At 70.8% G+C, this 21,828-nt stretch carries 18 protein-coding genes, 3 tRNA genes and 1 pseudogene; 10 read left to right on the top strand and 12 right to left on the bottom strand.

Features of this window, described 5'->3' with window-relative positions; genetic code table 11:
- The first annotated feature begins 25 nt into the window (after positions 1-25).
- Positions 26-1,123, top strand: coding sequence for a Leu/Phe/Val dehydrogenase (locus ADK36_RS40100; protein WP_053201147.1), 1,098 nt, complete (start codon positions 26-28; stop codon positions 1,121-1,123).
- A 320-nt stretch (positions 1,124-1,443) separates the two neighbouring features.
- A complete protein-coding gene (locus ADK36_RS40105) occupies positions 1,444-1,701 on the top strand; it encodes a DUF3073 domain-containing protein (protein ID WP_048581589.1) in 258 nt (85 codons plus the stop codon).
- A gap of 86 nt (positions 1,702-1,787) precedes the next feature.
- Here ADK36_RS40105 and purM read toward each other — a convergent pair whose 3' ends face one another.
- The 7 genes from purM to purS form a co-directional block, all read right to left on the bottom strand.
- Positions 1,788-2,855, bottom strand: coding sequence for a phosphoribosylformylglycinamidine cyclo-ligase (gene purM, locus ADK36_RS40110; RefSeq protein ID WP_048581590.1), 1,068 nt, complete (start codon positions 2,853-2,855; stop codon positions 1,788-1,790).
- A gap of 48 nt (positions 2,856-2,903) precedes the next feature.
- The gene (purF, locus tag ADK36_RS40115; RefSeq protein WP_048581591.1) at positions 2,904-4,433 is read right to left on the bottom strand and encodes an amidophosphoribosyltransferase; all 1,530 of its coding nucleotides are present in this window, start codon (positions 4,431-4,433) and stop codon (positions 2,904-2,906) included.
- 61 nt (positions 4,434-4,494) lie between these two features.
- A complete protein-coding gene (locus ADK36_RS40120; protein WP_048581592.1) occupies positions 4,495-5,268 on the bottom strand; it encodes an META domain-containing protein in 774 nt (257 codons plus the stop codon).
- A gap of 101 nt (positions 5,269-5,369) precedes the next feature.
- On the bottom strand, positions 5,370-6,167 hold the full coding sequence (locus tag ADK36_RS40125) for a maleylpyruvate isomerase family mycothiol-dependent enzyme (RefSeq protein WP_048581593.1): 798 nt from the start codon (positions 6,165-6,167) through the stop codon (positions 5,370-5,372).
- Positions 6,168-6,265: 98 nt separating this feature from the next.
- On the bottom strand, positions 6,266-8,524 hold the full coding sequence (gene purL / locus ADK36_RS40130; RefSeq protein WP_053201149.1) for a phosphoribosylformylglycinamidine synthase subunit PurL: 2,259 nt from the start codon (positions 8,522-8,524) through the stop codon (positions 6,266-6,268).
- Complete coding sequence (purQ, locus tag ADK36_RS40135; protein WP_048581595.1) at positions 8,521-9,225, bottom strand: phosphoribosylformylglycinamidine synthase subunit PurQ; 705 nt, start codon at positions 9,223-9,225, stop codon at positions 8,521-8,523. Before purQ ends, purL begins: the two co-directional genes overlap by 4 nt.
- Entirely contained in the window at positions 9,222-9,485 is a 264-nt protein-coding gene (purS, locus tag ADK36_RS40140; protein ID WP_048581596.1) for a phosphoribosylformylglycinamidine synthase subunit PurS, read from the bottom strand. The genes purQ and purS overlap by 4 nt, the downstream gene beginning before the upstream one ends.
- 311 nt (positions 9,486-9,796) lie before the next feature.
- Here purS and ADK36_RS40145 point away from each other — a divergent pair, with 311 nt between their 5' ends.
- The 8 genes from ADK36_RS40145 (at position 9,797) to ADK36_RS40180 (ending at position 14,413) form a co-directional block, all read left to right on the top strand.
- On the top strand, positions 9,797-10,114 hold the full coding sequence (locus ADK36_RS40145; protein WP_030049706.1) for a histone-like nucleoid-structuring protein Lsr2: 318 nt from the start codon (positions 9,797-9,799) through the stop codon (positions 10,112-10,114).
- Between the two features lie 157 nt (positions 10,115-10,271).
- Positions 10,272-10,343: transfer RNA gene (locus tag ADK36_RS40150), tRNA-Gly, on the top strand.
- A gap of 80 nt (positions 10,344-10,423) precedes the next feature.
- Positions 10,424-10,496: transfer RNA gene (locus ADK36_RS40155), tRNA-Gly, on the top strand.
- 191 nt (positions 10,497-10,687) lie between these two features.
- The gene (locus tag ADK36_RS40160) at positions 10,688-11,647 is read left to right on the top strand and encodes an ABC transporter ATP-binding protein (RefSeq protein WP_048581597.1); all 960 of its coding nucleotides are present in this window, start codon (positions 10,688-10,690) and stop codon (positions 11,645-11,647) included.
- The gene (locus ADK36_RS40165; protein ID WP_048581598.1) at positions 11,644-12,420 is read left to right on the top strand and encodes an ABC transporter permease; all 777 of its coding nucleotides are present in this window, start codon (positions 11,644-11,646) and stop codon (positions 12,418-12,420) included. Before ADK36_RS40160 ends, ADK36_RS40165 begins: the two co-directional genes overlap by 4 nt.
- Positions 12,421-12,438: 18 nt before the next feature.
- The gene (locus ADK36_RS40170; protein WP_053201150.1) at positions 12,439-13,665 is read left to right on the top strand and encodes a sensor histidine kinase; all 1,227 of its coding nucleotides are present in this window, start codon (positions 12,439-12,441) and stop codon (positions 13,663-13,665) included.
- The gene (locus ADK36_RS40175) at positions 13,662-14,315 is read left to right on the top strand and encodes a response regulator transcription factor (RefSeq protein ID WP_048581600.1); all 654 of its coding nucleotides are present in this window, start codon (positions 13,662-13,664) and stop codon (positions 14,313-14,315) included. The genes ADK36_RS40170 and ADK36_RS40175 overlap by 4 nt, the downstream gene beginning before the upstream one ends.
- Positions 14,316-14,337: 22 nt before the next feature.
- Positions 14,338-14,413 (top strand) — tRNA-Gly (locus ADK36_RS40180).
- Positions 14,414-14,487: 74 nt separating this feature from the next.
- On the opposite strand, the gene ADK36_RS40185 is transcribed toward ADK36_RS40180, so the two are convergent.
- From ADK36_RS40185 to ADK36_RS40205, 5 genes and pseudogenes are all read right to left on the bottom strand, one after another.
- Positions 14,488-15,387 carry a phosphoribosylaminoimidazolesuccinocarboxamide synthase gene (locus ADK36_RS40185; RefSeq protein WP_048581601.1) on the bottom strand — a complete coding sequence of 300 codons (900 nt, stop codon included), beginning with the start codon at positions 15,385-15,387 and terminating at the stop codon, positions 14,488-14,490.
- 107 nt (positions 15,388-15,494) lie between these two features.
- Entirely contained in the window at positions 15,495-16,988 is a 1,494-nt protein-coding gene (locus tag ADK36_RS40190; protein ID WP_053201158.1) for a N,N-dimethylformamidase beta subunit family domain-containing protein, read from the bottom strand.
- Between the two features lie 292 nt (positions 16,989-17,280).
- Positions 17,281-19,218, bottom strand: a complete 1,938-nt coding sequence (locus ADK36_RS40195; RefSeq protein ID WP_053201152.1) for a hypothetical protein — start codon at positions 19,216-19,218, stop codon at positions 17,281-17,283.
- 336 nt (positions 19,219-19,554) lie between these two features.
- Positions 19,555-20,808 (bottom strand): phosphoribosylamine--glycine ligase, encoded by a 1,254-nt coding sequence (gene purD / locus ADK36_RS40200; RefSeq protein ID WP_048581603.1) that lies wholly within the window; start codon positions 20,806-20,808, stop codon positions 19,555-19,557.
- A gap of 96 nt (positions 20,809-20,904) precedes the next feature.
- Positions 20,905-21,828 (bottom strand): annotated as a pseudogene (locus ADK36_RS40205) (DNA polymerase III subunit gamma and tau); the annotation flags it as partial.

The raw sequence follows: 21,828 nt of genomic DNA on the forward strand, positions 1-21,828 counted from the left end.
CCGCCAGTACTCAGGAGTCACCACAGTGACCGACGTAACACACGGCGTCCTGCACACCCTGTTCCACTCGGAGCAGGGGGGTCATGAGCAAGTCGTGCTCTGTCAGGACCGCGCCAGCGGCCTCAAGGCCGTCATCGCCATCCACTCCACCGCCCTGGGCCCCGCCCTCGGCGGTACGCGCTTCTACCCGTACGCGACCGAGGACGAGGCCGTCGCCGACGCGCTGAACCTCGCGCGCGGGATGTCGTACAAGAACGCCATGGCCGGTCTCGATCACGGCGGCGGCAAAGCCGTGATCATCGGCGACCCGCAGAAGGTCCAGCCCTCTCAAAGAACAGAGCTGCTGCTCGCGTACGGCCGCTTCGTGGCCTCGCTGGGCGGCCGCTACGTCACCGCGTGCGACGTTGGTACGTACGTCGCCGACATGGACGTCGTGGCCCGCGAGTGCCGCTGGACGACCGGACGGTCGCCGCAGAACGGCGGCGCGGGCGACTCCTCCGTGCTCACCGCCTTCGGCGTCTACCAGGGCATGCGCGCCTCGGCTCAGCACCAGTGGGGCGACCCGTCGCTGCGCGGCCGCACCGTCGGCATCGCGGGCGTCGGCAAGGTCGGCCACCACCTGGTGGACCACCTGCGGGCGGAGGGCGCCGAGGTCGTCATCACGGACGTGCGCGAGGAGGCCGTGGGGCGGATCCTCGCCGCGCACCCGACGGGCGTACGGGCCGTCGCCGACACCGCGACCCTGATCCGGGTCGAGAACCTCGACATCTACGCTCCGTGCGCGCTCGGCGGCGCCCTGAACGACGACACCGTGCCGGTGCTGACCGCCGAGGTGGTGTGCGGCGCGGCCAACAACCAGCTCGCCCACCCGGGCGTCGAGAAGGACCTCGCCGACCGCGGGATCCTCTACGCGCCCGACTACGTGGTGAACGCCGGCGGTGTGATCCAGGTCGCCGACGAGCTGCACGGCTTCGACTTCGACCGGTGCAAGGCGAAGGCCGCGAAGATCTACGACACCACGCTGGCCATATTCGCACGTGCGAAGACGGACGGGATTCCGCCGGCCGCCGCGGCCGACCGGATCGCCGAGCAGCGGATGGCGGAGGCACGCGGAGCGCACTGATCCGGTGCGCCGTCCGGCCGAGGATCACCCCTGACACGGGTTTGTTCCGGTACCCGCCGGTGGGCAGTTGGAGAGAACTCTCACTTCTACCGGCGGGTCGACCGCCTATAAGTGGTTAAAATCGCGGTTGACCAGCGAGGACAGGGCGCCTCGAAGGTCCTGTGCACACGCGCGTGCTGCGGGCGACGTACCGTATGGGCGCGGGCTCAGGTACCGTGGAAGCCCTACGGACCGGTCTCTCCGAGGAGAGCCCGTTCCAGATCATGAACGCGTGTCAAGACTCTGGGGCCGTCGAGCCCCGTCACCGAGGGGGTCGAGCCATGGGGCGCGGCCGGGCCAAGGCCAAGCAGACGAAGGTCGCCCGCCAGCTGAAGTACAACAGCGGCGGGACTGACCTGTCGCGTCTGGCCAACGAGCTGGGCGCTTCGACTTCGAGCCAGCCGCCGAACGGCGAGCCGTTCGAGGACGACGAAGAAGAAGACGACCCGTACGCCCAGTACGCGGATTACTACAACGACGATGAGGACGACGAGGACGACGAGTCCGGTCCCACGTCGCAACAACGCCGCGGCGCTTGACTGTCCAGCAGTGCCTGACCCGGTCCTGAGCGGTTCTCCGCCAGACCGGGTTTTGCACTGCCTCCGACGCACTGCCGCCGTCAGCGTCAGCCCGCGTAGTCTCCGACCAGCTCGGCACCCGTGGCGTGCTCGCCACGGTCCGTGATCTCGCCGGCGACCCATGCGTCGACCCCTCGGTCGGCCAGTGTCGCCAGGGCCGCGTCCGTGGCCTCCTCCGGCACGATCGCGATCATGCCGACGCCCATGTTCAGGGTCTTCTCCAGCTCCAGGCGCTCGACCTGGCCCGTCTTGCCGACGAGGTCGAAGATCGGGGCCGGGGTCCAGGTGGTGCGGTCGACGATCGCGTGCAGGTCGTCAGGGATCACCCGGGCCAGGTTGGCGGCGAGACCGCCACCCGTGACGTGGCTGTACGCGTGCACGTCCGTGGTGCGGGTGAGGGCCAGACAGTCCAGCGAGTAGATCTTCGTCGGCTCCAGCAGCTCCTCGCCGAGGGTGCGGCCCAGCTCGTCGATCCGGGTGTCCAGGGCGAGTCCGGCCTGGTTCAGCAGGACGTGGCGGACCAGCGAGTACCCGTTCGAGTGAAGGCCGGATGCCGCCATGGCGATCACCGCGTCACCCTTACGGATGCGATCCGGGCCCAGCAGCCGGTCGGCCTCCACGACGCCCGTACCGGCGCCGGCGACATCGAAGTCGTCCTCGCCCAGCAGGCCCGGGTGCTCGGCGGTCTCGCCGCCGACCAGAGCGCAGCCGGCGAGCACACAGCCCTCGGCGATGCCCTTGACGATGGCGGCGACCCGCTCGGGGTGGACCTTGCCGACGCAGATGTAGTCGGTCATGAACAGCGGCTCGGCGCCGCACACCACGATGTCGTCCATGACCATGGCGACCAGGTCGTGGCCGATGGTGTCGTAGACACCCAGCTGGCGGGCGATGTCGACCTTGGTGCCCACGCCGTCGGTGGCGGAGGCGAGGAGGGGACGCTCGTAGCGCTTGAGGGCGGAGGCGTCGAAGAGGCCGGCGAAACCGCCGAGGCCGCCGAGGACCTCGGGGCGCTGCGTCTTCTTCACCCACTCCTTCATCAGCTCGACCGCGCGGTCGCCCGCTTCGATGTCGACGCCCGCGGCTGCGTAGCTGGCACCAGTTGTCTCAGACATGGCAGTAGAGAACCTTCGTGTCGTACGGCAGGTGTGACGGGCCCGCTACTACGGGCGGCGGATCGCGTCGGCGGCGGCCGTGGCGGCCGGGCCGGCGGCCAGCTCCGTCTCCAGGAGCTGCTTGCCGAGCAGCTCGGGGTCGGGGAGATCCATCGGGTACTCGCCGTCGAAGCAGGCGCGGCAGAGGTTCGGCTTGGCGATGGTGGTCGCCTCGATCATGCCGTCGATGGAGATGTAGGAGAGGGAGTCGGCGCCCAGCGAGGTGCCGATCTCCTCGATCGTCATGCCGTTGGCGATGAGCTCGGCGCGGGTGGCGAAGTCGATGCCGAAGAAGCAGGGCCACTTCACGGGCGGGGAGGAGATCCGGATGTGGACCTCGGCGGCACCCGCCTCGCGGAGCATGCGGACCAGGGCGCGCTGGGTGTTGCCGCGCACGATCGAGTCGTCGACGACGACCAGGCGCTTGCCCTTGATGACTTCCTTCAGCGGGTTCAGCTTCAGGCGGATGCCGAGCTGGCGGATGGTCTGCGAGGGCTGGATGAACGTACGTCCGACGTACGCGTTCTTCACCAGACCCGCACCGAACGGGATGCCGCTGGCCTCCGCGTAGCCGATCGCCGCCGGGGTGCCGGACTCCGGGGTCGCTATGACCAGGTCGGCCTCGACCGGGGCTTCCTTCGCGAGCTTGCGGCCCATCTCCACCCGGGAGAGGTAGACGTTGCGGCCGGCGATGTCGGTGTCCGGGCGGGCCAGGTACACGTATTCGAAGACACAGCCCTTGGGCTTCGCTTCCGCGAATCGCGAGCTGCGCAGACCGTTCTCGTCGATGGCGACGAACTCGCCCGGCTCGATCTCGCGGACGAAGCTCGCGCCGCAGATGTCGAGGGCGGCGGACTCGGACGCGGCGACCCAGCCGCGCTCCAGGCGGCCGAGGACCAGCGGGCGGATGCCCTGCGGGTCGCGGGCGGCGTAGAGGGTGTTCTCGTCCATGAAGACGAGGCTGAAGGCGCCCTTGACCTGCGGGAGGACCTGGTGGGCGGCCTCCTCGATGGTCAGCGGCTTGCCGTCCTCGTCGACCTGGGCCGCGAGGAGCGCGGTCAGGAGGTCGGTGTCGTTGGTGGCCGCGACACGCGGGGTGCGGCCGCCCTCCTGCTTGGGGAGGTCGGCGACCATCTCGGCGAGCTGGGCCGTGTTGACCAGGTTGCCGTTGTGGCCGAGCGCGATGGAGCCGTGCGCGGTGGCGCGGAACGTCGGCTGGGCGTTCTCCCACACGGAGGCGCCGGTGGTCGAGTAGCGGGCGTGTCCGACCGCGATGTGACCCTGGAGCGAACCGAGCGAGGTCTCGTCGAAGACCTGGGAGACCAGGCCCATGTCCTTGAAGACGAGGATCTGGGAGCCGTTGCTGACCGCGATTCCCGCGGATTCCTGGCCCCGATGCTGGAGGGCGTAGAGCCCGAAGTACGTGAGCTTTGCGACCTCTTCACCCGGAGCCCAGACACCGAAGACGCCACACGCGTCCTGGGGGCCCTTCTCGCCGGGAAGTAGATCGTGATTGAGTCGACCGTCACCACGTGGCACGGCTCCGAGTGTAGGCGAGATCGACCACTGGTCCGAATTGGGGATACGCGACCGTAAAGGATCACTCGGCGGCGGTCGCGTTCACGCTCTCACCGTTTTCGCTGGTCAGAGTGAGGGTGCGATGATCCAGTCCGTATTTCACCGTGCTGTCGAAGAGGCCCAGGAGCGTCTTCTCCGTCTTCATGAGTGAGGTGTCGCACATCATTCGCGTGGTGGACGCGGTGCCGAGCGTGATACGGCCGTCGCGGACCGTTGCCGCGGCCTTCACCTTGTTGCAGCCGAGGCTGCCGCTGACCTGTCCGGTCTTCTCGTCGAAGGTGAGATGGGCCTTGCCGTCGGCGTCCGGGCTGGTGATGGTCCACTTCGTGCCCTTGAGCGTGGCGGCCTCCTCCTTGCTGAGGGCGACGCGGTCGCCGTCCGCCGTGGTGAGGGTCAGCGTGTCGCCCTCGACCTCGGTGGTGAGGTCGCCGTCGGCCAGGGTGCGGGCGAGGGTCTGCTCGAAGTTCGCCGGGACGCCCTCGCAGGCCATCTCGGTCGCCTGGACCTTGTCGAAGGTGACGTGGCTGTCGGCGAAGGCCGCCTCGGCGCCGAAGTTGTTGCAGCCGAGGTTGCCCTTGACCTTGCCGCCGTCGGCGATCTGCAGGTGGGCGTTGCCCGGGGCGGCGCTCTTCTTGCCGTCGACGGTGACGTCGTCGACCGCCCAGTAGGCGCCGGTGACGGAGGCCGAGGCCCCGGAGCCGACCGACTCACTGCCCGCGTCCTCGCTGCCGCAGGCGGCGGCGAGCGGAAGGAGGGTCAGCGCGGCGAGGGCGGCGGCCAGTCGCTGCTTGTCCATGCCAAGAGTGCCGAGTGTGTTCATGCCGGTGGGACGGGAGGGACACGGGACTGGTTCCGCGCGGTTCCGCTTGCCGGGGGCGAGCCCGCGACGGCCGCCGGTCAGCCCATGAGCGGCAGCAGCCCGCCCAGGTCGGCCCGCTCCCCGCTCGCGCTCACCTTGGCCTCCGCCACCGCGTCCCGCCACGTCACCCGCCCGGTCGCGAGCCGGATCCAGGTCAGCGGGTCGGTCTCGACGACGTTGGGCGGGGTGCCCCGGGTGTGCCTCGGCCCCTCGACACACTGCACCACGGCATACGGCGGGATCCGCACCTCGGTCGAACCCCCGGGTGCCTTCGCCGCGAGGGCGTCGGCGAGCAGGCGGGTGCAGGCGGCGAGGGCCTGACGGTCGTACGGGATGTCGAGGCCTGGGACGGCGGCGTTGAGGTCGTCGGTGTGGACGACGAGTTCGACGGTGCGGGTCACCAGGTAGTCGGCGAGGGTCATCGCGCCAGTGCGGGCGGCGAGGAGCCGGTCGCCGGGGGCGGCGGCGAGGCTCTCGGCGATGCGCTGCCCGGTCCGTGCGTACAGGGCGTCGAGGTCCGGGTTGGCGGCGGCCAGCTCACGCGTGCCGTCGGCGATGTCGCCGGCACGGCCGGCGGTGGCGAAGGGCCAGTGCAGAAGGGTGAGTTCGGGCTTGGCCGGCTCGTCACGGTCGAGGTTGCGGCTGACGGTCTCCACGGCCATGGTCACGTGTGCCGCCAGCTCCCGTACGGTCCAGTCGCCCAGCCGGGTGGGCAGCGCGAGTTGCTCAGCGGTCAGGCTGCGTACGGCCTGACGTACGTTCCCGAACTGGGCGAGCACCGCGGTGCGGATCTTGGCGGGGTCATAGGTGCGGGTGCGCTTCTTGGCCGGCGGCATAGGGGCAGCCTATGCGGGCCGCGATGTCGCGTGCGGGGAGCCGAGAAGGTCCCGTCCGTTGACCGGACGGGACCCTCATGTCGTACGCCCACTACCGGCTACGCCAGCAGCGCCGGGATCGTCTCCTCGTGCGCCACGCGCAGCTCCTCCAGGGAGAGCGTGAACTCGCCCTGGAGCTCGACGGAGTCGCCGTCGACGACGCCGATACGGGTGGCCGGCAGGCCCCGCGCACCGCACATGTCGTTGAAGCGGACCTCCTCGGAGCGCGGCACGGCGACGACCGCGCGTCCCGCCGACTCGGAGAAGAGGAGGGTGAAGGCGTCCAGACCGTCCGGGACGATCAGACGGGCGCCCTTGCCGCCGAGCAGCGCCGACTCCACGACCGCCTGGATCAGACCGCCGTCGGACAGGTCGTGCGCGGAGTCGATCATGCCGTCGCGGGAGGCGGAGATCAGGATCTCGGCGAGCAGGCGCTCGCGCTCCAGGTCCACCCGCGGAGGCAGACCGCCCAGGTGATCGTGGACCACCTGCGACCAGGCCGAACCGCCGAACTCCTCACGCGTGTCGCCGAGGAGGTACAGCAGCTGGCCCTCCTCCTGGAAGGCGACCGGCGTGCGGCGCGCCACGTCGTCGATGACGCCCAGCACCGCCACGACCGGCGTCGGGTGGATGGCCGCCTCGCCCGTCTGGTTGTAGAGCGAGACGTTGCCGCCGGTCACCGGGGTGCCCAACTGCTGGCAGGCGTCCGCCAGTCCGCGCACCGCCTCCGCGAACTGCCACATCACCGCCGGGTCCTCGGGCGAGCCGAAGTTCAGGCAGTCGGAGACCGCGAGCGGCTTGGCGCCGGTCGTGGCGACGTTGCGGTACGCCTCCGACAGCGCCAGCTGGGCCCCGTGGTACGGGTCCAGCTTCGCGTACCGGCCGTTGCCGTCCGTCGCGATGGCCACGCCGAGACCGGTCGCCTCGTCGATGCGGATCATGCCGGAGTCCTCGGGCTGGGCGAGAACGGTGTTGCCCTGCACGAAGTGGTCGTACTGCGAGGTGATCCACTTCTTGGAAGCCTGGTTGGGAGAGGCCACCAGCTTCAGGACCTGGTCCTTCAGCTCCGCCGAACTCGCGGGCCGCGCGAGCTTGTTGGCGTCGTCCGCCTGAAGGGCGTCCTGCCACTCCGGACGGGCGTACGGGCGCTCGTAGACCGGGCCCTCGTGCGCCACCGTGCGCGGGTCGACGTCGACGATCTTGCCGCCGTGCCAGTAGATCTCCAGGCGGTCGCCGTCGGTCACCTCACCGATGACGGTGGCGATGACGTCCCACTTCTCGCAGATCTCCAGGAACCGGTCGACCTTCTCCGGCTCCACGACCGCGCACATGCGTTCCTGCGACTCGCTCATGAGGATCTCCTCGGGCGAGAGCGTGGAGTCGCGCAGCGGTACGTCGTCCAGGGTCACGCGCATGCCGCCGGAGCCGTTCGACGCCAGCTCGGACGTGGCGCAGGACAGGCCCGCCGCGCCGAGGTCCTGGATGCCGACGACCAGCTTCTCGGCGAACGCCTCCAGGGTGCACTCGATGAGCAGCTTCTCCTGGAAGGGGTCGCCGACCTGGACGGCCGGGCGCTTGCTCGGCTTGGCGTCGTCGAAGGTCTCGCTCGCCAGGATCGACGCGCCGCCGATGCCGTCACCACCCGTACGGGCCCCGTACAGGATGACCTTGTTGCCCGCGCCGGACGCCTTCGCGAGGTGGATGTCGTCGTGCCGCATCACACCGATGGCACCGGCGTTGACCAGCGGGTTTCCCTGGTAGCAGGAGTCGAAGACGACCTCGCCGCCGATGTTCGGCAGGCCCAGGCAGTTGCCGTAGCCGCCGATGCCGGCGACGACACCCGGGAGCACCCGCTTGGTGTCGGGGTGGTCAGCGGCACCGAACCGCAGCGGGTCGACGACCGCCACCGGCCGCGCGCCCATCGCGATGATGTCGCGCACGATGCCGCCGACGCCCGTGGCCGCGCCCTGGTAGGGCTCGACGTACGACGGGTGGTTGTGCGACTCGACCTTGAAGGTCACGGCGTAACCCTGGCCGACGTCCACCACACCGGCGTTCTCACCGATGCCGACGAGCATCGCGTCGGACTCGGGGGCCTTCTCGCCGAACTGGCGGAGGTGGACCTTGGAGGACTTGTACGAGCAGTGCTCGGACCACATGACCGAGTACATGGCGAGTTCGGCGCCGGTCGGGCGGCGGCCGAGGATCTCCACGACCCGCTCGTACTCGTCCTTCTTCAGACCGAGTTCGGCCCAGGGCAGCTCGACGTCGGGGGTCGCGGCCGCGTGCTCGACCGTGTCCAGAGGCGTCCGGCTCATGCGTTGACCAGCTTCTTGAGGATCGAGGTGAAGAAGGGGAGGCCGTCGGTGCGGCCCGACCCGATGAGGGGCTCGACGGCGTGCTCCGGGTGCGGCATGAGGCCTACGACGTTGCCGGCCTCGTTGGTGATGCCGGCGATGTCGTTGAGCGAGCCGTTCGGGTTGCCGTATCCATCAGCGGCTTCGCCGCGGGCGAGGTACCGGAACGCGACCAGGCCCTCGGCCTCCAGCTTGTCCAGCGTGTACTGGTCGGCGACGTACCGGCCGTCCATGTTCTTGAGCGGGATGCTGATCTCCTGGCCCTGCTCGTAGTCGCTGGTCCAGACGGTCTCGGCGTTCTCCACCCGCAGCTTCTGGTCCTTGCAGATGAAGTGCAGGTGGTCGTTGCCGAGCATCCCGCCCGGGAGGAGGTGGGCCTCGGTCAGGACCTGGAAGCCGTTGCAGATACCCAGGACCGGAAGACCGGCCTTCGCCTGCTCGATGACGGTCTCCATCACCGGCGAGAACCGGGAGATGGCGCCGGCCCGCAGATAGTCGCCGTAGGAGAAACCGCCGGGCAGCACCACGGCGTCGACCTGCTTGAGGTCCTTGTCCTTGTGCCAGAGGGCGACCGGTTCGGCACCCGCGAGGCGGATCGCGCGCTGGGTGTCCCGGTCGTCGAGACTCCCCGGGAAAGTGACGACGCCAATACGAGCGGTCACTTCGCGGCCTCCGCGACTTCTTCCACCTTCACGGTGAAGTCCTCGATCACGGTGTTGGCGAGGAAAGATTCCGCAAGATCGTGGATGCGGGCGAGCATGGCCTCGTCGACCGGCCCGTCAACTTCCAGTTCGAAACGCTTTCCCTGACGTACGTCGGAGATACCTTCGAAACCCAGCCGCGGCAGTGCGCGCTGCACCGCCTGGCCCTGGGGGTCGAGGATCTCCGGCTTGAGCATGACGTCGACTACGACGCGTGCCACTGGCACTCCCGGTGTGTGGTGCTGAGCAGGTTCCTTCAGACTACCCGTACAAAATTTCTACGCGAGTAGAGTTGTAGGAAGCTACGTGATGGCCGTCACGATCCGGTATCAGTTGGGGGTGTTCACGAAAAGTTACGGGAAAGATCCCCGATCAGTCCCGGATAGCTATTGCGCTCGGGACACGCGGGCAGATTTAGTCGGGCTTCACATTGCATTGCCGGGCACTGTACAAATGAATTGGCAAATAGCCGAGACTCGGCACGTCGCCGCAGCTGAGCTGCATGAGGTGCCGGACGAAGGGACCGATATTCGTGGCGCAGAAGGTCGTGGTCACTCTCTTTGACGACATCGACGGCTCAGAAGCGGCGGAAACGATCGCCTTCGGACTCGACGGCAAGTCGTACGAGATCGACCTGAATGAAGCCAATGCCAAGAAACTGCGTAAGGCGCTCGCGCCGTACGTGGACGCCGGCCGCAAGCGGTCGAGGTCGGGCAAGGCGTACAAGCAGACCGAGGTCGCCCCGGACCCGGCGGCCGTCCGGGCCTGGGCCCAGGCCAACAAGATGGAGGTGCCGGCCCGCGGCCGCATCCCCAAGAAGGTCTACGAGGCGTTCGCCTCGGCGCAGTGAGACGAGCCGGCGCTGTGTCCTCAGGGCCCGTCAGCAGGCCTTGAGGACAGCCGACTTGAGCCGGTGCGACAACCGACTTGCGCTACCCCCCTGCTGATCAGCTAATGTCTGGAGCACGCCGCCGGGCGGGACAGAAAAAGTCCAGCTCGCCGAGCATGCGGGTGTAGTTCAGTAGTAGAACATCCCCCTTCCAGGGGGAAGGCGCAGTGTGCAATTCCTGTCACCCGCTCTGCACCGCCGTACCGACCACTGATGTGGATCAGGTAGGCTAGTGCTCGCACCGATCAGTGGAAGCTGGTCGGGGGCAATGCGGACGTAGCTCAGTTGGTAGAGCGCAACCTTGCCAAGGTTGAGGTCGCGAGTTCGAGCCTCGTCGTCCGCTCGGGAATGAGACCCCGGTCCTGATGGGCCGGGGTCTTTTCGTGTATCCGCGTCACCGCGTCTCTCCGCCTCTCCGCCTCTCCGCCTCTCCGCTCTTCGCCTCTCCGCCTGATCGGGCCCCCTGACATTTGTCATGCGGAGTGGTGACAGCGCGCACTGCTGCCGGCCTTGTATCGCCGGGACGCTGGAGCCATGAACGGAAACGAACACGAACACGTGATTGAGGTCACCGACCTGCGGCGTGTGTACGGGGGCGGGTTCGAAGCGGTCCGCGGCATCACGTTCTCCGTGGGCCGCGGGGAGATCTTCGCGCTGCTCGGCACCAACGGCGCCGGCAAGACATCGACCGTCGAATTGCTGGAAGGGCTCGCCCGGCCGGCCGGGGGACGGGTGCGGGTGCTCGGGCACGATCCCCACGCCGAGCGGGCCGCCGTACGGCATCGGACCGGGGTGATGCTGCAGGAGGGCGGCTTTCCGTCCGAGCTGACCGTGGCCGAGACGGCGCGGATGTGGGGCGGGTGTGTGAGCGGGGCCATGCCCGAGGCCGAGGCGCTGGACCTGGTCGGGCTCGGGCGGCGGGCCGGGGTGCGGGTGAAGCAACTCTCCGGCGGTGAACGACGGCGGCTGGACCTGGCGCTCGCGCTGCTCGGCAAGCCCGAGGTGCTGTTCCTGGACGAGCCGACGACCGGACTCGACGCCGAAGGACGGCGGGACACCTGGGCATTGGTGGGGGAGCTGCGCGACGCCGGGACGACCGTGTTGCTGACCACGCACTACCTGGAAGAGGCCGAGAACCTCGCCGACCGGCTGGCGATCCTGCACGAGGGACGCATCGCGGCCGCCGGGACACCGGCCGAGGTGACGGCGGCCCAGCCGTCGCGGATCACTTTCGAGCTGCCCCAGGGCTACTTCGTGGGTGACCTGCCGCCTCTCGACGACATGGGCGTGCGCGAGCACGAGATCGACGGGCGCGTCGTACGGCTGCGGACCCACGAGCTGCAGCGAACCGCGACCCGGCTCCTGGTGTGGGCCGACACGGCGGGTGTGGAGCTGCGGCGACTGGACGTACGGCCGGCGTCGCTGGAGGAGGCGTTCCTGGGGATCGCTCGGGAGGCGGCCGGCGCCGCCGAGAAGAAGGAGTACGCGGCATGACTACGGCGATGACCACCCCGGTGGGACGTATGGCGGCGTTGGCCCGCGCGGAGGTGACGCTGCTCGGCCGCAGCAGGGGCACCCTGTTCGCGGCGATGTTCGTGCCGCTGCTGCTGCCCTTCAGCGTGCGGGAGGCGGCGAAGGGGATGGACCTGGCGGAGGCCGGCCTCTCCCTCGGCACGGTCGTGCTGCCCGCCTCGATCGGCTTCTCACTGCTCTACGCGGTGTACGCGACCCTCGTCTCCGTCTACACCGCCCGGCGCGAGGAACTCGTCCTCAAGCGGCTGCGCACCGGCGAACTGAAGGACACGGAGATCCTGGCCGGGGCCGCGCTGCCGGCCGTGGTCACGGGCCTCGCACAGAGCCTGGTGCTGGCGGTCGGCTGCGCAGTCCTGCTCGACGTGGGCGCGCCCGAGGCTCCCCATCTCGCCGTACTGGGCCTGCTGTTGGGGGTCGTCCTGTGCGCCTCGCTGGGCGCCGTGACGGCGTCGTTCACCCGCACCGTGGAGAGTGCGCAGGTCACGACACTCCCCGTGGTGTTCCTCTCCATGATCTTCTCCGGGATGTTCGTCCCCTTGGAGGTGCTGCCGGACCGGGTGGCATCGGTGTGCGAGCTCCTGCCGCTGACGCCGGTGATCACCCTGCTGCGGGGTGGCTGGACCGGCGACCTGTCGGCGTACGAGGCGATCGGTCCCGTGCTGACCGGACTGGCCTGGACGGTCCTCGGCGTGTTGGCTGTGCGACGGTGGTTCCGATGGGAGCCACGGCACTGAGGCAGGGGGGGACGGCGCATGCGCGGGCCGGGCACGTGGTGGAGGGGCAAGAGCACTCCGGCGAAGGTGGAGACGTACACGAGGTGGTCGTTCCACTTCTTCGCGGTGATGGAGGTCGTGTCGGTCGCCCTGCCGGTCATCGGCGAGATGTCGTCCAAGCTGGGCGGCTGGCTGCTGCTCATGGTGAGCGCGCACGCGGCGGTCAGCGCCCTGGTCGTGTCGCGGGCGCTGGACTGGGTGTGCGGTCGGCGTGAGCAGCCAGTACGACTGATGTGGGCGCTCGGCGCCGTCACCGCGGCGGTCGCCGCCACAGGTCTCGCCGTGGTCGAGTACGGCCCGAAGGGTGACGGCGTCGACTCCGCGGCGGGCAGCGTCTTCGGCGCCGCCGTGTTCTTCGGCGTGGGCATCATCGCGCTGGGGATGCACAGCCGCAGGCGCGTGTGCGCGCTCGCCGCGGGCTTCGCGGCGGGCGCGGGGCTCTTCGTGTTCCTGATCAGCCGGTCCGTGTTCGCCACACTGGTCATCGCCCTGATCGCGCTGCTCGGCAGCGGTTTCTTCGCCTTCGTCGCCGTCTTCTCCGTCTGGCTCCTCAAAGCGGTCTACGAACTCGACGAGGCCCGCGAGACCCGAGCCCGGCTCGCCGTGGCCGAGGAACGGCTGCGGTTCGGGCGGGATCTGCACGACGTCATGGGGCGGAATCTGTCGGTCATCGCCCTCAAGAGCGAACTCGCCGTGCAGCTCGCGCGGCGCGGGCGACCCGAGGCCGTGGAGCAGATGATCGAGGTGCAGCGGATCGCGGGCGAGTCGCAGCGCGAGGTGCGGGACGTCGTACGCGGCTATCGGGAGGCCGACCTGGAGGTCGAACTGGCCGGTGCGCAGGGGGTGTTGACGGCGGCCGGGATCGAGTGCCGGGTGACCGGCCGGGCGGCCGGGCTGCCCGTCGAGGTGCAGTCGGCGCTGGCCTGGGTGGTGCGCGAGGCGGCCACCAATGTGCTGCGGCACGGGAATGCCGGGCGGTGTTCGGTGGGGGTACGGGTGAGCGAGGGACGTGTGGTGTTGACGGTGGAGAACGACGGGGCTGCCGGAGCCTCCCACGGGGGTGGGGGCTCCGGGATCGCCGGGCTGCGGGAGCGGCTGGCCGCGGTGGACGGGACGCTGGACGCCGGTCGCATCGGCGAGGCGGTGTTCCGGCTGGTGGCGGAGGTGCCGTTGACCGGGGCGGGCGTGCGGGAGGTCTCCGCATGACCGAGCTCCACCGCGACGACCATACGGCCGCCCGTACGACCGGGCCCGTACGGCTGCTGCTCGCCGACGACGAGCATCTGATCCGGGGTGCGCTCGCCACGCTGCTCTCCCTGGAGGACGACCTCGTGATCGTCGCGGAGGCGGCGAGCGGGCCGGAGGCGCTGGCGATGGCACGGGCACACGCACCGGACGTGGCCGTTCTCGATCTTCAGATGCCGGGGGCCGACGGTGTGAAGGTGGCCACATCCCTGCGGGCCGAACTGCCTGGCTGCCGGGTGTTGATCGTGACCAGCCATGGGCGCCCCGGGCATCTGAAGCGGGCCCTTGAGGCGGGTGTGCGCGGGTTCGTCCCCAAGACCGTCAGTGCCCAGCGGCTCGCGGAGATCATCCGGACCGTGCACGCCGGAAACCGCTACGTCGACCCGGAGTTGGCCGCCGACGCGATCGCCGCCGGGGACTCGCCGTTGACCGCGCGGGAGGCCGAGGTGCTGGAACTCGCCGCCGACGGGGCGCCCGTCGCGGAGATCGCGGAGCGGGCCGCGCTGTCGCAGGGGACCGTGCGGAACTATCTGTCCTCGGCCGTCTCGAAGCTCGGGGCGGAGAACCGGCACGCGGCGGTGCGGCTCGCGCGGCAGCGGGGTTGGGTATAGTGGTTCTCGCGCCACGGCGCATGCGAACGTAGCTCAGTTGGTAGAGCGCAACCTTGCCAAGGTTGAGGTCGCGAGTTCGAACCTCGTCGTTCGCTCCAGATGAAAGCCCCCGGTTCCGGCCGGGGGCTTTCGCGTTGCCCCCGGCCTCCTGCCCGCGCCGGGGGCTCTCGCGTCACGACCAGCTGATGCCGGTCAGGCGCTCGTACGCCTCCACGTACTTCGCGCGGGTCGCGTCCACGACCTCCTGCGGCAGCGGCGGCGGAGGCTGCTCGCTCTTGCGGTCCCAGCCGGAGGCCGGCGAGGTCAGCCAGTCCCGCACGAACTGCTTGTCGTACGACGGCTGCGCACGGCCCGGCTCCCACTGGTCGGCCGGCCAGAAGCGGGAGGAGTCGGGGGTGAGGACCTCGTCGGCGATGATCAGCGTCTCCCCGTCGAAGCCGAACTCGAACTTGGTGTCCGCGAGGATGATGCCGCGCTCGCGGGCGATGTCCCGGCCGCGGGCGTAGACGGCGAGGGTCGCCTGGCGCAGCTGCGCGGCGGTGTCGGCGCCGACCTGGCGGGCGACCTCCTCGTAGGAGACGTTCTCGTCGTGCTCGCCGACCGCGGCCTTGGTGGCCGGTGTGAAGATCGGGGCGGGGAGCTCGCTGCCGTCGACGAGGCCCTCGGGGAGGGCGAGGCCGCAGACGGTGCGGGACTCGTTGTACTCGACCAGGCCGGAGCCGGTGAGGTAGCCGCGGGCGACGGCCTCCACCGGGACCATCCGGAGCGACTTGCAGACGAGGGTGCGGCCCGCCCAGTCGGCGGGGGCGCCGGCCGGCACGTCGGTGCTGAGCACATGGTTGGGGACCAGGTCGGCGAGCTGGTCGAACCACCACAGGGAGAGCTGGGTGAGGATCCGGCCCTTGTCGGGGATCTCGGTCGGCAGCACCCAGTCGTAGGCGGACATGCGGTCACTGGCGACCATCACGAGGTCGCCGGTCTCGTTCTGGTACAGCTCGCGCACCTTGCCGGTGTGCAGATGCACCAGGCCCGGAACCTGAATCGGCTCGGGCTTTTCTACGAATCCGGACACGGTTCCTCCCCGTGGTTCTGTCCTATGGCTCGATTCTCCCGTATGCCGGGGATCGCCTTCGGAGTGGGGTGGGCTCGAAAGGGGCGGTGACGTGGGCGTACGTGAGCTCAGTCACGTTTGCAGATGCGGTCCAGGAGGTTGGCCGTGGCGCGCTGGACACGGGCGTCGACGTGGCCCGGACGGTCCAGGGACGGGGACCAGGCGAAGGTGCCGGACGCGAAGACCAGGGCGCCGGAGGGGGCGCGGTACAGGGACATCTCCTGGTGGCGGAGGGCGCCCTCGCGGTCGGCGTACGGGGAGTGGGCGAGCAGGATGCGCTCCTCGTGGTCCGGGAGCTGGGTGCGCGGGAAGTAGCGGTCGGCCTCGCCCGCGACCAGGCCCTCGATCTCGTCGCCCTCGTGGGCGCCGGTCGCCTCCCACAGCCAGTGGTCGGCGTTACGGACGATCAGGGGGTGGGGCTCGGGGACCTGGCCCGCGTACTGGATGCCGATCACCTCCTGTTCGGGGCGGTCGATCTCACGCCAGAGGACCGGGCGGCCCGGGCCCTGGCGTTTGCGGCAGGTCATCAGGCGGTCGGGTACGCCGGACGGGGACGGGCCCAACTCCACCTGCCAGTACATGGAGTTGGCGGAGAGGAAGACGAGTGACGTGCCGTTCTCCCGGGCGAGCTCGACCGTGCGGCGCATGTTCGACGACCAGTACTCGTCGTGGCCGGGGAAGACCAGGCCGCGGTAGCGGGTGGGGTCGACATGGCCCCCGTGCAGGTCGCGGGCGTCGGCGTAGGCGAGGTCGTAGCCGTAGCGCTCGGCCCAGCGGATGAAGTCGTAGGCGTGGCCGACGTGCAGGGGCAGGCCCGCGCCCGCGTACGGGCGGTCGAAGGAGACGGTCGTGGCGGCGTCGTTCTCGCCGAGCAGGCGGCCGCTCTCGTCCCAGGCGTGGTAGAGGCTGGCGCCGGTGCGGCCGTCCTCGGGGTAGAGGTTGTATGCCTGCCAGGTGACGTCGGGGAGGAGCAGGAGCAGGTCCGCGGGGTGGTTGTCGCGGACCGTGAACGGGATGTGCGAGCGGTAGCCGTCGGCCGTGGTGAGGACGGCCACGTACGCGCCGATGCTCCAGTACGACGGGATCTGCAGGCGCCAGGACAGCCACCAGTGGTGGCAGGAGACCGTGCGGTCGGCGGTGAGCGGGGGCGGCTGGACGATGCCGGAGAGGCGGGGGCTCGTGGTGATCTTCGCGGCGCCGTCACCGCCGTAGTGACCGATTCGGTAGACGTCGACGGCGAATTCCTGGGGCGGATCGACGGTGATGTGGAAGTCGACGGCCTCGCCGGGGGAGACCGCGCCGGTGGACGTGAAGCCCTTGATCTGGCGGTGGACGTCGTCGGCGGAACGGGGGCCTCCGGCGGTGCGCGGACCGGGGACCCTGGGGGTGCCCGCCGTCGGGGGGTGCGCCTGCCCGTCGAGGTACCAGGGGACGACCTGGCCGGTGTCGTCGAAGTACGTCACATTGCCGCGCAGCCAGGGGACGGGGCCCTGACCGAAGGGGTCCGTCACGGCGTGCGCGAGTGCCCCCGACTCCCAGCGGCGGATCTGCTCCGACCCCATGGCCATACCCCTCCCTCGTTCCCCCGTGGCCGTGCATCCCTGGTGGTGCGTCGCGCGAACGCTCTGTCGTACGAGCGCCCTGTGTGCTGCGTGTATTGCGTGTGCTGCGTGTGCTCGTGGTTTCTGCCGTGCGACATGGGCGTTTGTGTGTCTGTCGTATGTCGCAAGCCCTTGCCATGTGCGCTATCGGTCCCAGCACATCACATTAAGCACGCATCCTGTCACTATTCGTTGCGAATTGGCCGAAAGTGGAACCGGGGGTTCCGACCGCATACGACGCGCACAGCCGCCGTCAGACCAGGCGGACCGGCTTCTCCGGGCGTATCCCCGACTCCACCAGCCAGGCGCGCAGAGGCGCGGGGTCGCCGTCCTCGATGAGGCTGAGGACTCTGGGGGTCAGGTCAGCCGCTCGGACGCCGTTGATGAGCAGCGTGGGGCCGTCGAGCCAGTCGAGGCCCGGGGCCGCTCCGGCGGTGTCCATCGCGGCGCAGCACACCATGGCCGTCACATGGTCGGTGAGCAACTCGCGGGAGGTGCGGGGCGGCTGGAGCGGGAAGAGCGGGAGCCCGCCGGTGTCCAGGAGGGTGGTGCCGGGGAGCGGGGACGCCTTCTGCTCCGCGGGGGTCGCGGCCTCCTCGCGGGCCAGCTCGGCGGTCAGGCCGGCGGCGAGAGTGGAGCTTCGCTCGGTTTCCTGGTCGTCGTCGCCGGGGTGGTCCTCGGCCATGGCCGCGTACGGGGGCTTGGGCGGCTTGGGGGACTTCGGGGGCCCGGGAGGATCAGGAGGCTCGGGGGCCTCGGAGAGCTCAGAAGGCTCGGGGGGCCTTGCGGGTCGGGTGGCGGTGGAGGGCTCGGTGATCGCTTGCCCGTCGGCGGCGTGTGCTTCGGGGATCCGATCCCGGGCGGCGTGCGGGTCTGGGGGCCAGGTCGGTGGCGAGGACAGGTGGTCCAGGACGCGGGCCAGGGTGGGGCCGCCGGTCTCGGGGGGTGTGCCCTCGGTGGTGCGGCGGACGCCGAGGGCGTCGAGGACCCGGTGGAGGCGGGCCGCGTCCGTACGCCATTTGCGGTCGACGACCTCTTCCGGGTACTCCTGCCAGCCCACCGGGGACCAGTCCGGGCCGGCCTCGGCGGGGCCGCCGTGGAAGAGGCGGGCGGCGAGGAGTGAGGCGGCTTCGTCGATCGCGCCGGGCTCTTCGAGCAGGTCACAGGCGGGGCGCTCGCCCAACCGGGAGGCGAAGCCCTCGGCCAGACGGTCCCGCCGGGACAGTTCGGTGAGGGCGGCGACGACGCCCGCGTCCAGCCGGGACGGCCAGCGGCCCATCCGCCAGGCGGGCAGCGCCACCCGCGTCAGCAGCCGGTCCCAGCCCGCGTACGCCAGCCCGACCTGTTCCTGGGCGACGATCCGCAGCCCGTAATCCACAGCCTGTGCACGCTCGGCGGCCGCGGCGGCCACTCCCCGCTCCATCTCGGCCGCGTGGTCCCGGCAACTGCGCAGCAGCAGCCGCGCGACCCAGCCGATGCCCGCGCACACCGCCCTGGATCCCGGACAACGGCCGCGCGTCGACGCGACGGCCACGGCGGCGTCCAGGCCCCTGACGAAGCGCCGGGCCTGGGCTATGTCCGGGTGCGCCGAGGGTCCCGTACCGGCGACGACCGGGGCGAGGACCGCGCGCAGCTCGCCGACCCGCATCCACCACAGGAACGGGGAGCCGATGACGAGGACGGGCGCGGCGGGCGTATGGCGGTGGATGCCGCGCGTGCTGCCGCCGTGCAGGCCGTTGAGGCCGTCCTCGTCCCGGGCCTCGGTCGGCGTCGGGCCGTGGGACCGGTGGGTGCGGTCCTCCAGCCAGCTGTCGCAGTCCGGGGTGAGGGCTATCGCGGACGGGGCGGGGACGTCGAGGCGGTCGGCGAGGTCGCGCACCATCCGGTACAGATCCGGAGCCTGCTCCTCGCCGATCGGGACCGTGGGGCTGACGGCGGGACGGGCGCGGGCCACGACCAGGGCGATGGCGGCCGCGGCCAGCAGGACGAGGACGGCGACCGGGGTGACGACCCAGCGCGCGGCGTCCCAGCCCGGGCCGACCAGGTGGCCGGTGGAGACACCGGCGAGCAGCACCACGGCGAACGCCGCGGGCAGCACGGCCACCGCCAGCGCGCGGCTGCGGACCCGCAGCACGGCCATGGCACGGGCGCGCGCTGCCTGCGCACCCATCTCGACACCCATACCGGTCACGGCCGGACCTCACCCCCTCCGCGCTGCCCTGGCTGTCCGAACTGTCCTGGCTTTGCTCACTCCCCCACTGTGGCACCCACCACTGACATCGCAATGCCGGTGGGCCAAGTGCCGGAACGCTTGCGCCGCACCATAGTTGGGGCTTCGGCCCACGTCAGCCGGATGGGGCATCGGTCACTCGATGGAATGGCTTTGGGGAAAGGTGGATGACGGACAGCGAGGATCAGGCCCCTGATCCGGGCGGGTTTCGGGGTCTGGTCCCACAAGGGTCAGGCCCCGAATCCTGAGACGGATTCGGGGCCTTCGGGGTTTATCCGGGGCGGGCGCTCGGAGTGGTTACGCGCCTGCCGCCGCCTTCGCCGCGATGTCCGTACGGTGCTGGGAGCCGTCGAGCCCGATGCGGGCCACGGCCCGGTACGCGCGGTCACGGGCCTTGGTGAGGTCCTTGCCGGTCGCCGTGACGGACAGGACGCGGCCGCCGGCGCTCACGATCGCGTCGCCGTCCCGCTTGGTACCGGCGTGCAGGACATAGGCGTGCGGCGCGTCCTCGGCGGCCACCTCGTCGAGGCCGGTGATCGGGTCACCGGTGCGCGGGGTACCGGGGTAGTTGTGGGAGGCGACGACCACGGTGACCGCGGCCTCGTCGCTCCAGCGCAAGGGCTCCAGGTCGGCGAGGTCGCCCTTGGCGGCGGCCAGCAGGACGCCGGCCAGCGGGGTCTTCAGGCGGGCCAGGACGACCTGCGTCTCGGGGTCGCCGAAGCGGGCGTTGAACTCGATGACCCGGACGCCCCGGGAGGTGATCGCGAGACCGGCGTAGAGCAGCCCGGAGAACGGGGTGCCGCGGCGGCGCATCTCGTCGACGGTCGGCTGGAGAACCGTCTCCAGGACCTCCTCGACCAGCTTCGGGTCGGCCCACGGGAGCGGGGAGTACGCGCCCATGCCACCGGTGTTCGGGCCCGCGTCCCCGTCGAGCGCCCGCTTGAAGTCCTGGGCGGGCTGGAGCGGGAGCACCGTCTCGCCGTCGGTGATGGCGAAGAGGGAGACCTCGGGGCCGTCGAGGAACTCCTCGATGACGACGCGCTCGCAGGAGTTGGCGTGCGTCCTGGCCACGTCGAGGTCGGCGGTCACGACGACGCCCTTGCCCGCGGCGAGACCGTCGTCCTTGACGACGTACGGGGCGCCGAAGGCGTCGAGGGCCTCGTCGACCTCCTCGGGCGTCGTGCAGACGTAGGAGCGGGCCGTCGGGACCCCGGCCGCCGCCATCACGTCCTTGGCGAACGCCTTGGAGCCCTCGATCTCCGCGGCCTCCCCGGAGGGGCCGAAGACCGGGATGCCCGCCTCGCGCACGGCGTCGGCGACCCCGGCGACGAGCGGTGCCTCCGGCCCTACGACCACGAGGTCGGCGCCGAGTTCCGTGGCCAGCGCGGATACGGCCTTGCCGTCCAGGGCGTCGACCTGGTGCAGCTCGGCGACCTCGGCGATGCCGGCGTTGCCGGGGGCGCAGTGCAGCGCGGTGACGTCGGGGTCGAGGGACAGAGAGCGGCACAGGGCGTGTTCGCGGGCGCCGTTACCGATGACGAGGACCTTCACGGGGGTCAGCCTAACGGGGTTTTTGTGCAGGGCCATGAGGGGGCGGGGGTTGGTGACCTGTAGGTTCCTCCAACTTGAGACCCCGTCCCCTCCCCGCTACTCGTTCGTGAACTCCTCCACGACCGTCGCGCCCAGCTCCCGCACGATCAGGTCGTAGCCGGACAGGGCCGACTCGTTGAGGTCGGGGTCGTCGTCCTCCGGGATGTCGTCTTCGATGGACACCGGGGGCGGCGGCTCCGGGGCGGCGGAGGGCCGGGACGCCGGGGTGGGGGCGGCGGTCGGCGCCGGGGCCGACGGAGGCGGGGTGGAGGTGGTGGGCGTCGGCTGGGGAGTCGCGGGGCGCTGGGCGGACGTACCGCCGCCGCCGTAACCGGCGTTGCCGCCACCGCCGTAACCACCGCCACCGCCGCCGCCGCCGAAGCCGGAGGAACCGCCCGGCGACGGGGGAGCCGATCCCCCGCCCGACGGGTCGATGACCGCCTCGATCTTCCACTGGACGTTGAACTGCTCGGCCAGCGCCTGCCGCAGGACGTCCTCGCTGCCGCTGCCGGCGAAGTTGTCGCGCGCGCCGGCGTTCACGAAGCCGAGTTGGAGGGTGGTGCCGTCGAAGCCGGTCACCTGGGCGTTCTGGCTGAGCAGGATCCAGGTGAAGCGGCGGCGGTTCTTGACCGCCTCCAGGATGTTCGGCCAGAGCATGCGGGGGTCGACGCCGCCGCTCGGGGGTGCGTAGGCGGGTGCCGCGCCCGCGGTGGGAGCGGGTGCGGGCGCCGCGGGCTGCGGTGCGGGGGCGCCGCCCGACGCGGCCGGGGGCTGGGTGCCGCCGCCCGCCGGGGTCGCCGTGGGCCAGCCACCGGGGCGCCGGCCACCGCCTGCGGGCGCTGCCGTGGGCCAAGCGCCGGGGGTGGGGGGGCCGGGGCTTGGGGGGGGGGGGAGCGCCCAGACGGGCCCGGGGGTTGGGTGCCGCCGCCAGCCGGGGTCGCCGTGGGCCAGCCACCGGGGCCCCGGCCACCGCCTGCGGGC

The organism is Streptomyces viridochromogenes (assembly GCF_001270495.1).
GTDB classification, from domain to species: domain Bacteria; phylum Actinomycetota; class Actinomycetes; order Streptomycetales; family Streptomycetaceae; genus Streptomyces; species Streptomyces viridochromogenes_A.

Excerpts from the sequence above, each read along its gene's own strand:
- ADK36_RS40105 (WP_048581589.1), top strand. The coding sequence starts at position 1,444 with ATGGGGCGCGGCCGGGCCAAGGCCAAGCAGACGAAGGTCGCCCGCCAG.
- purM (WP_048581590.1), bottom strand. The coding sequence starts at position 2,855 with ATGTCTGAGACAACTGGTGCCAGCTACGCAGCCGCGGGCGTCGACATC.
- ADK36_RS40120 (WP_048581592.1), bottom strand. The coding sequence starts at position 5,268 with ATGGACAAGCAGCGACTGGCCGCCGCCCTCGCCGCGCTGACCCTCCTT.
- ADK36_RS40125 (WP_048581593.1), bottom strand. The coding sequence starts at position 6,167 with ATGCCGCCGGCCAAGAAGCGCACCCGCACCTATGACCCCGCCAAGATC.
- purL (WP_053201149.1), bottom strand. The coding sequence starts at position 8,524 with ATGAGCCGGACGCCTCTGGACACGGTCGAGCACGCGGCCGCGACCCCC.
- ADK36_RS40160 (WP_048581597.1), top strand. The coding sequence starts at position 10,688 with ATGAACGGAAACGAACACGAACACGTGATTGAGGTCACCGACCTGCGG.
- ADK36_RS40165 (WP_048581598.1), top strand. The coding sequence starts at position 11,644 with ATGACTACGGCGATGACCACCCCGGTGGGACGTATGGCGGCGTTGGCC.
- ADK36_RS40170 (WP_053201150.1), top strand. The coding sequence starts at position 12,439 with ATGCGCGGGCCGGGCACGTGGTGGAGGGGCAAGAGCACTCCGGCGAAG.
- ADK36_RS40175 (WP_048581600.1), top strand. The coding sequence starts at position 13,662 with ATGACCGAGCTCCACCGCGACGACCATACGGCCGCCCGTACGACCGGG.
- ADK36_RS40190 (WP_053201158.1), bottom strand. The coding sequence starts at position 16,988 with ATGGGGTCGGAGCAGATCCGCCGCTGGGAGTCGGGGGCACTCGCGCAC.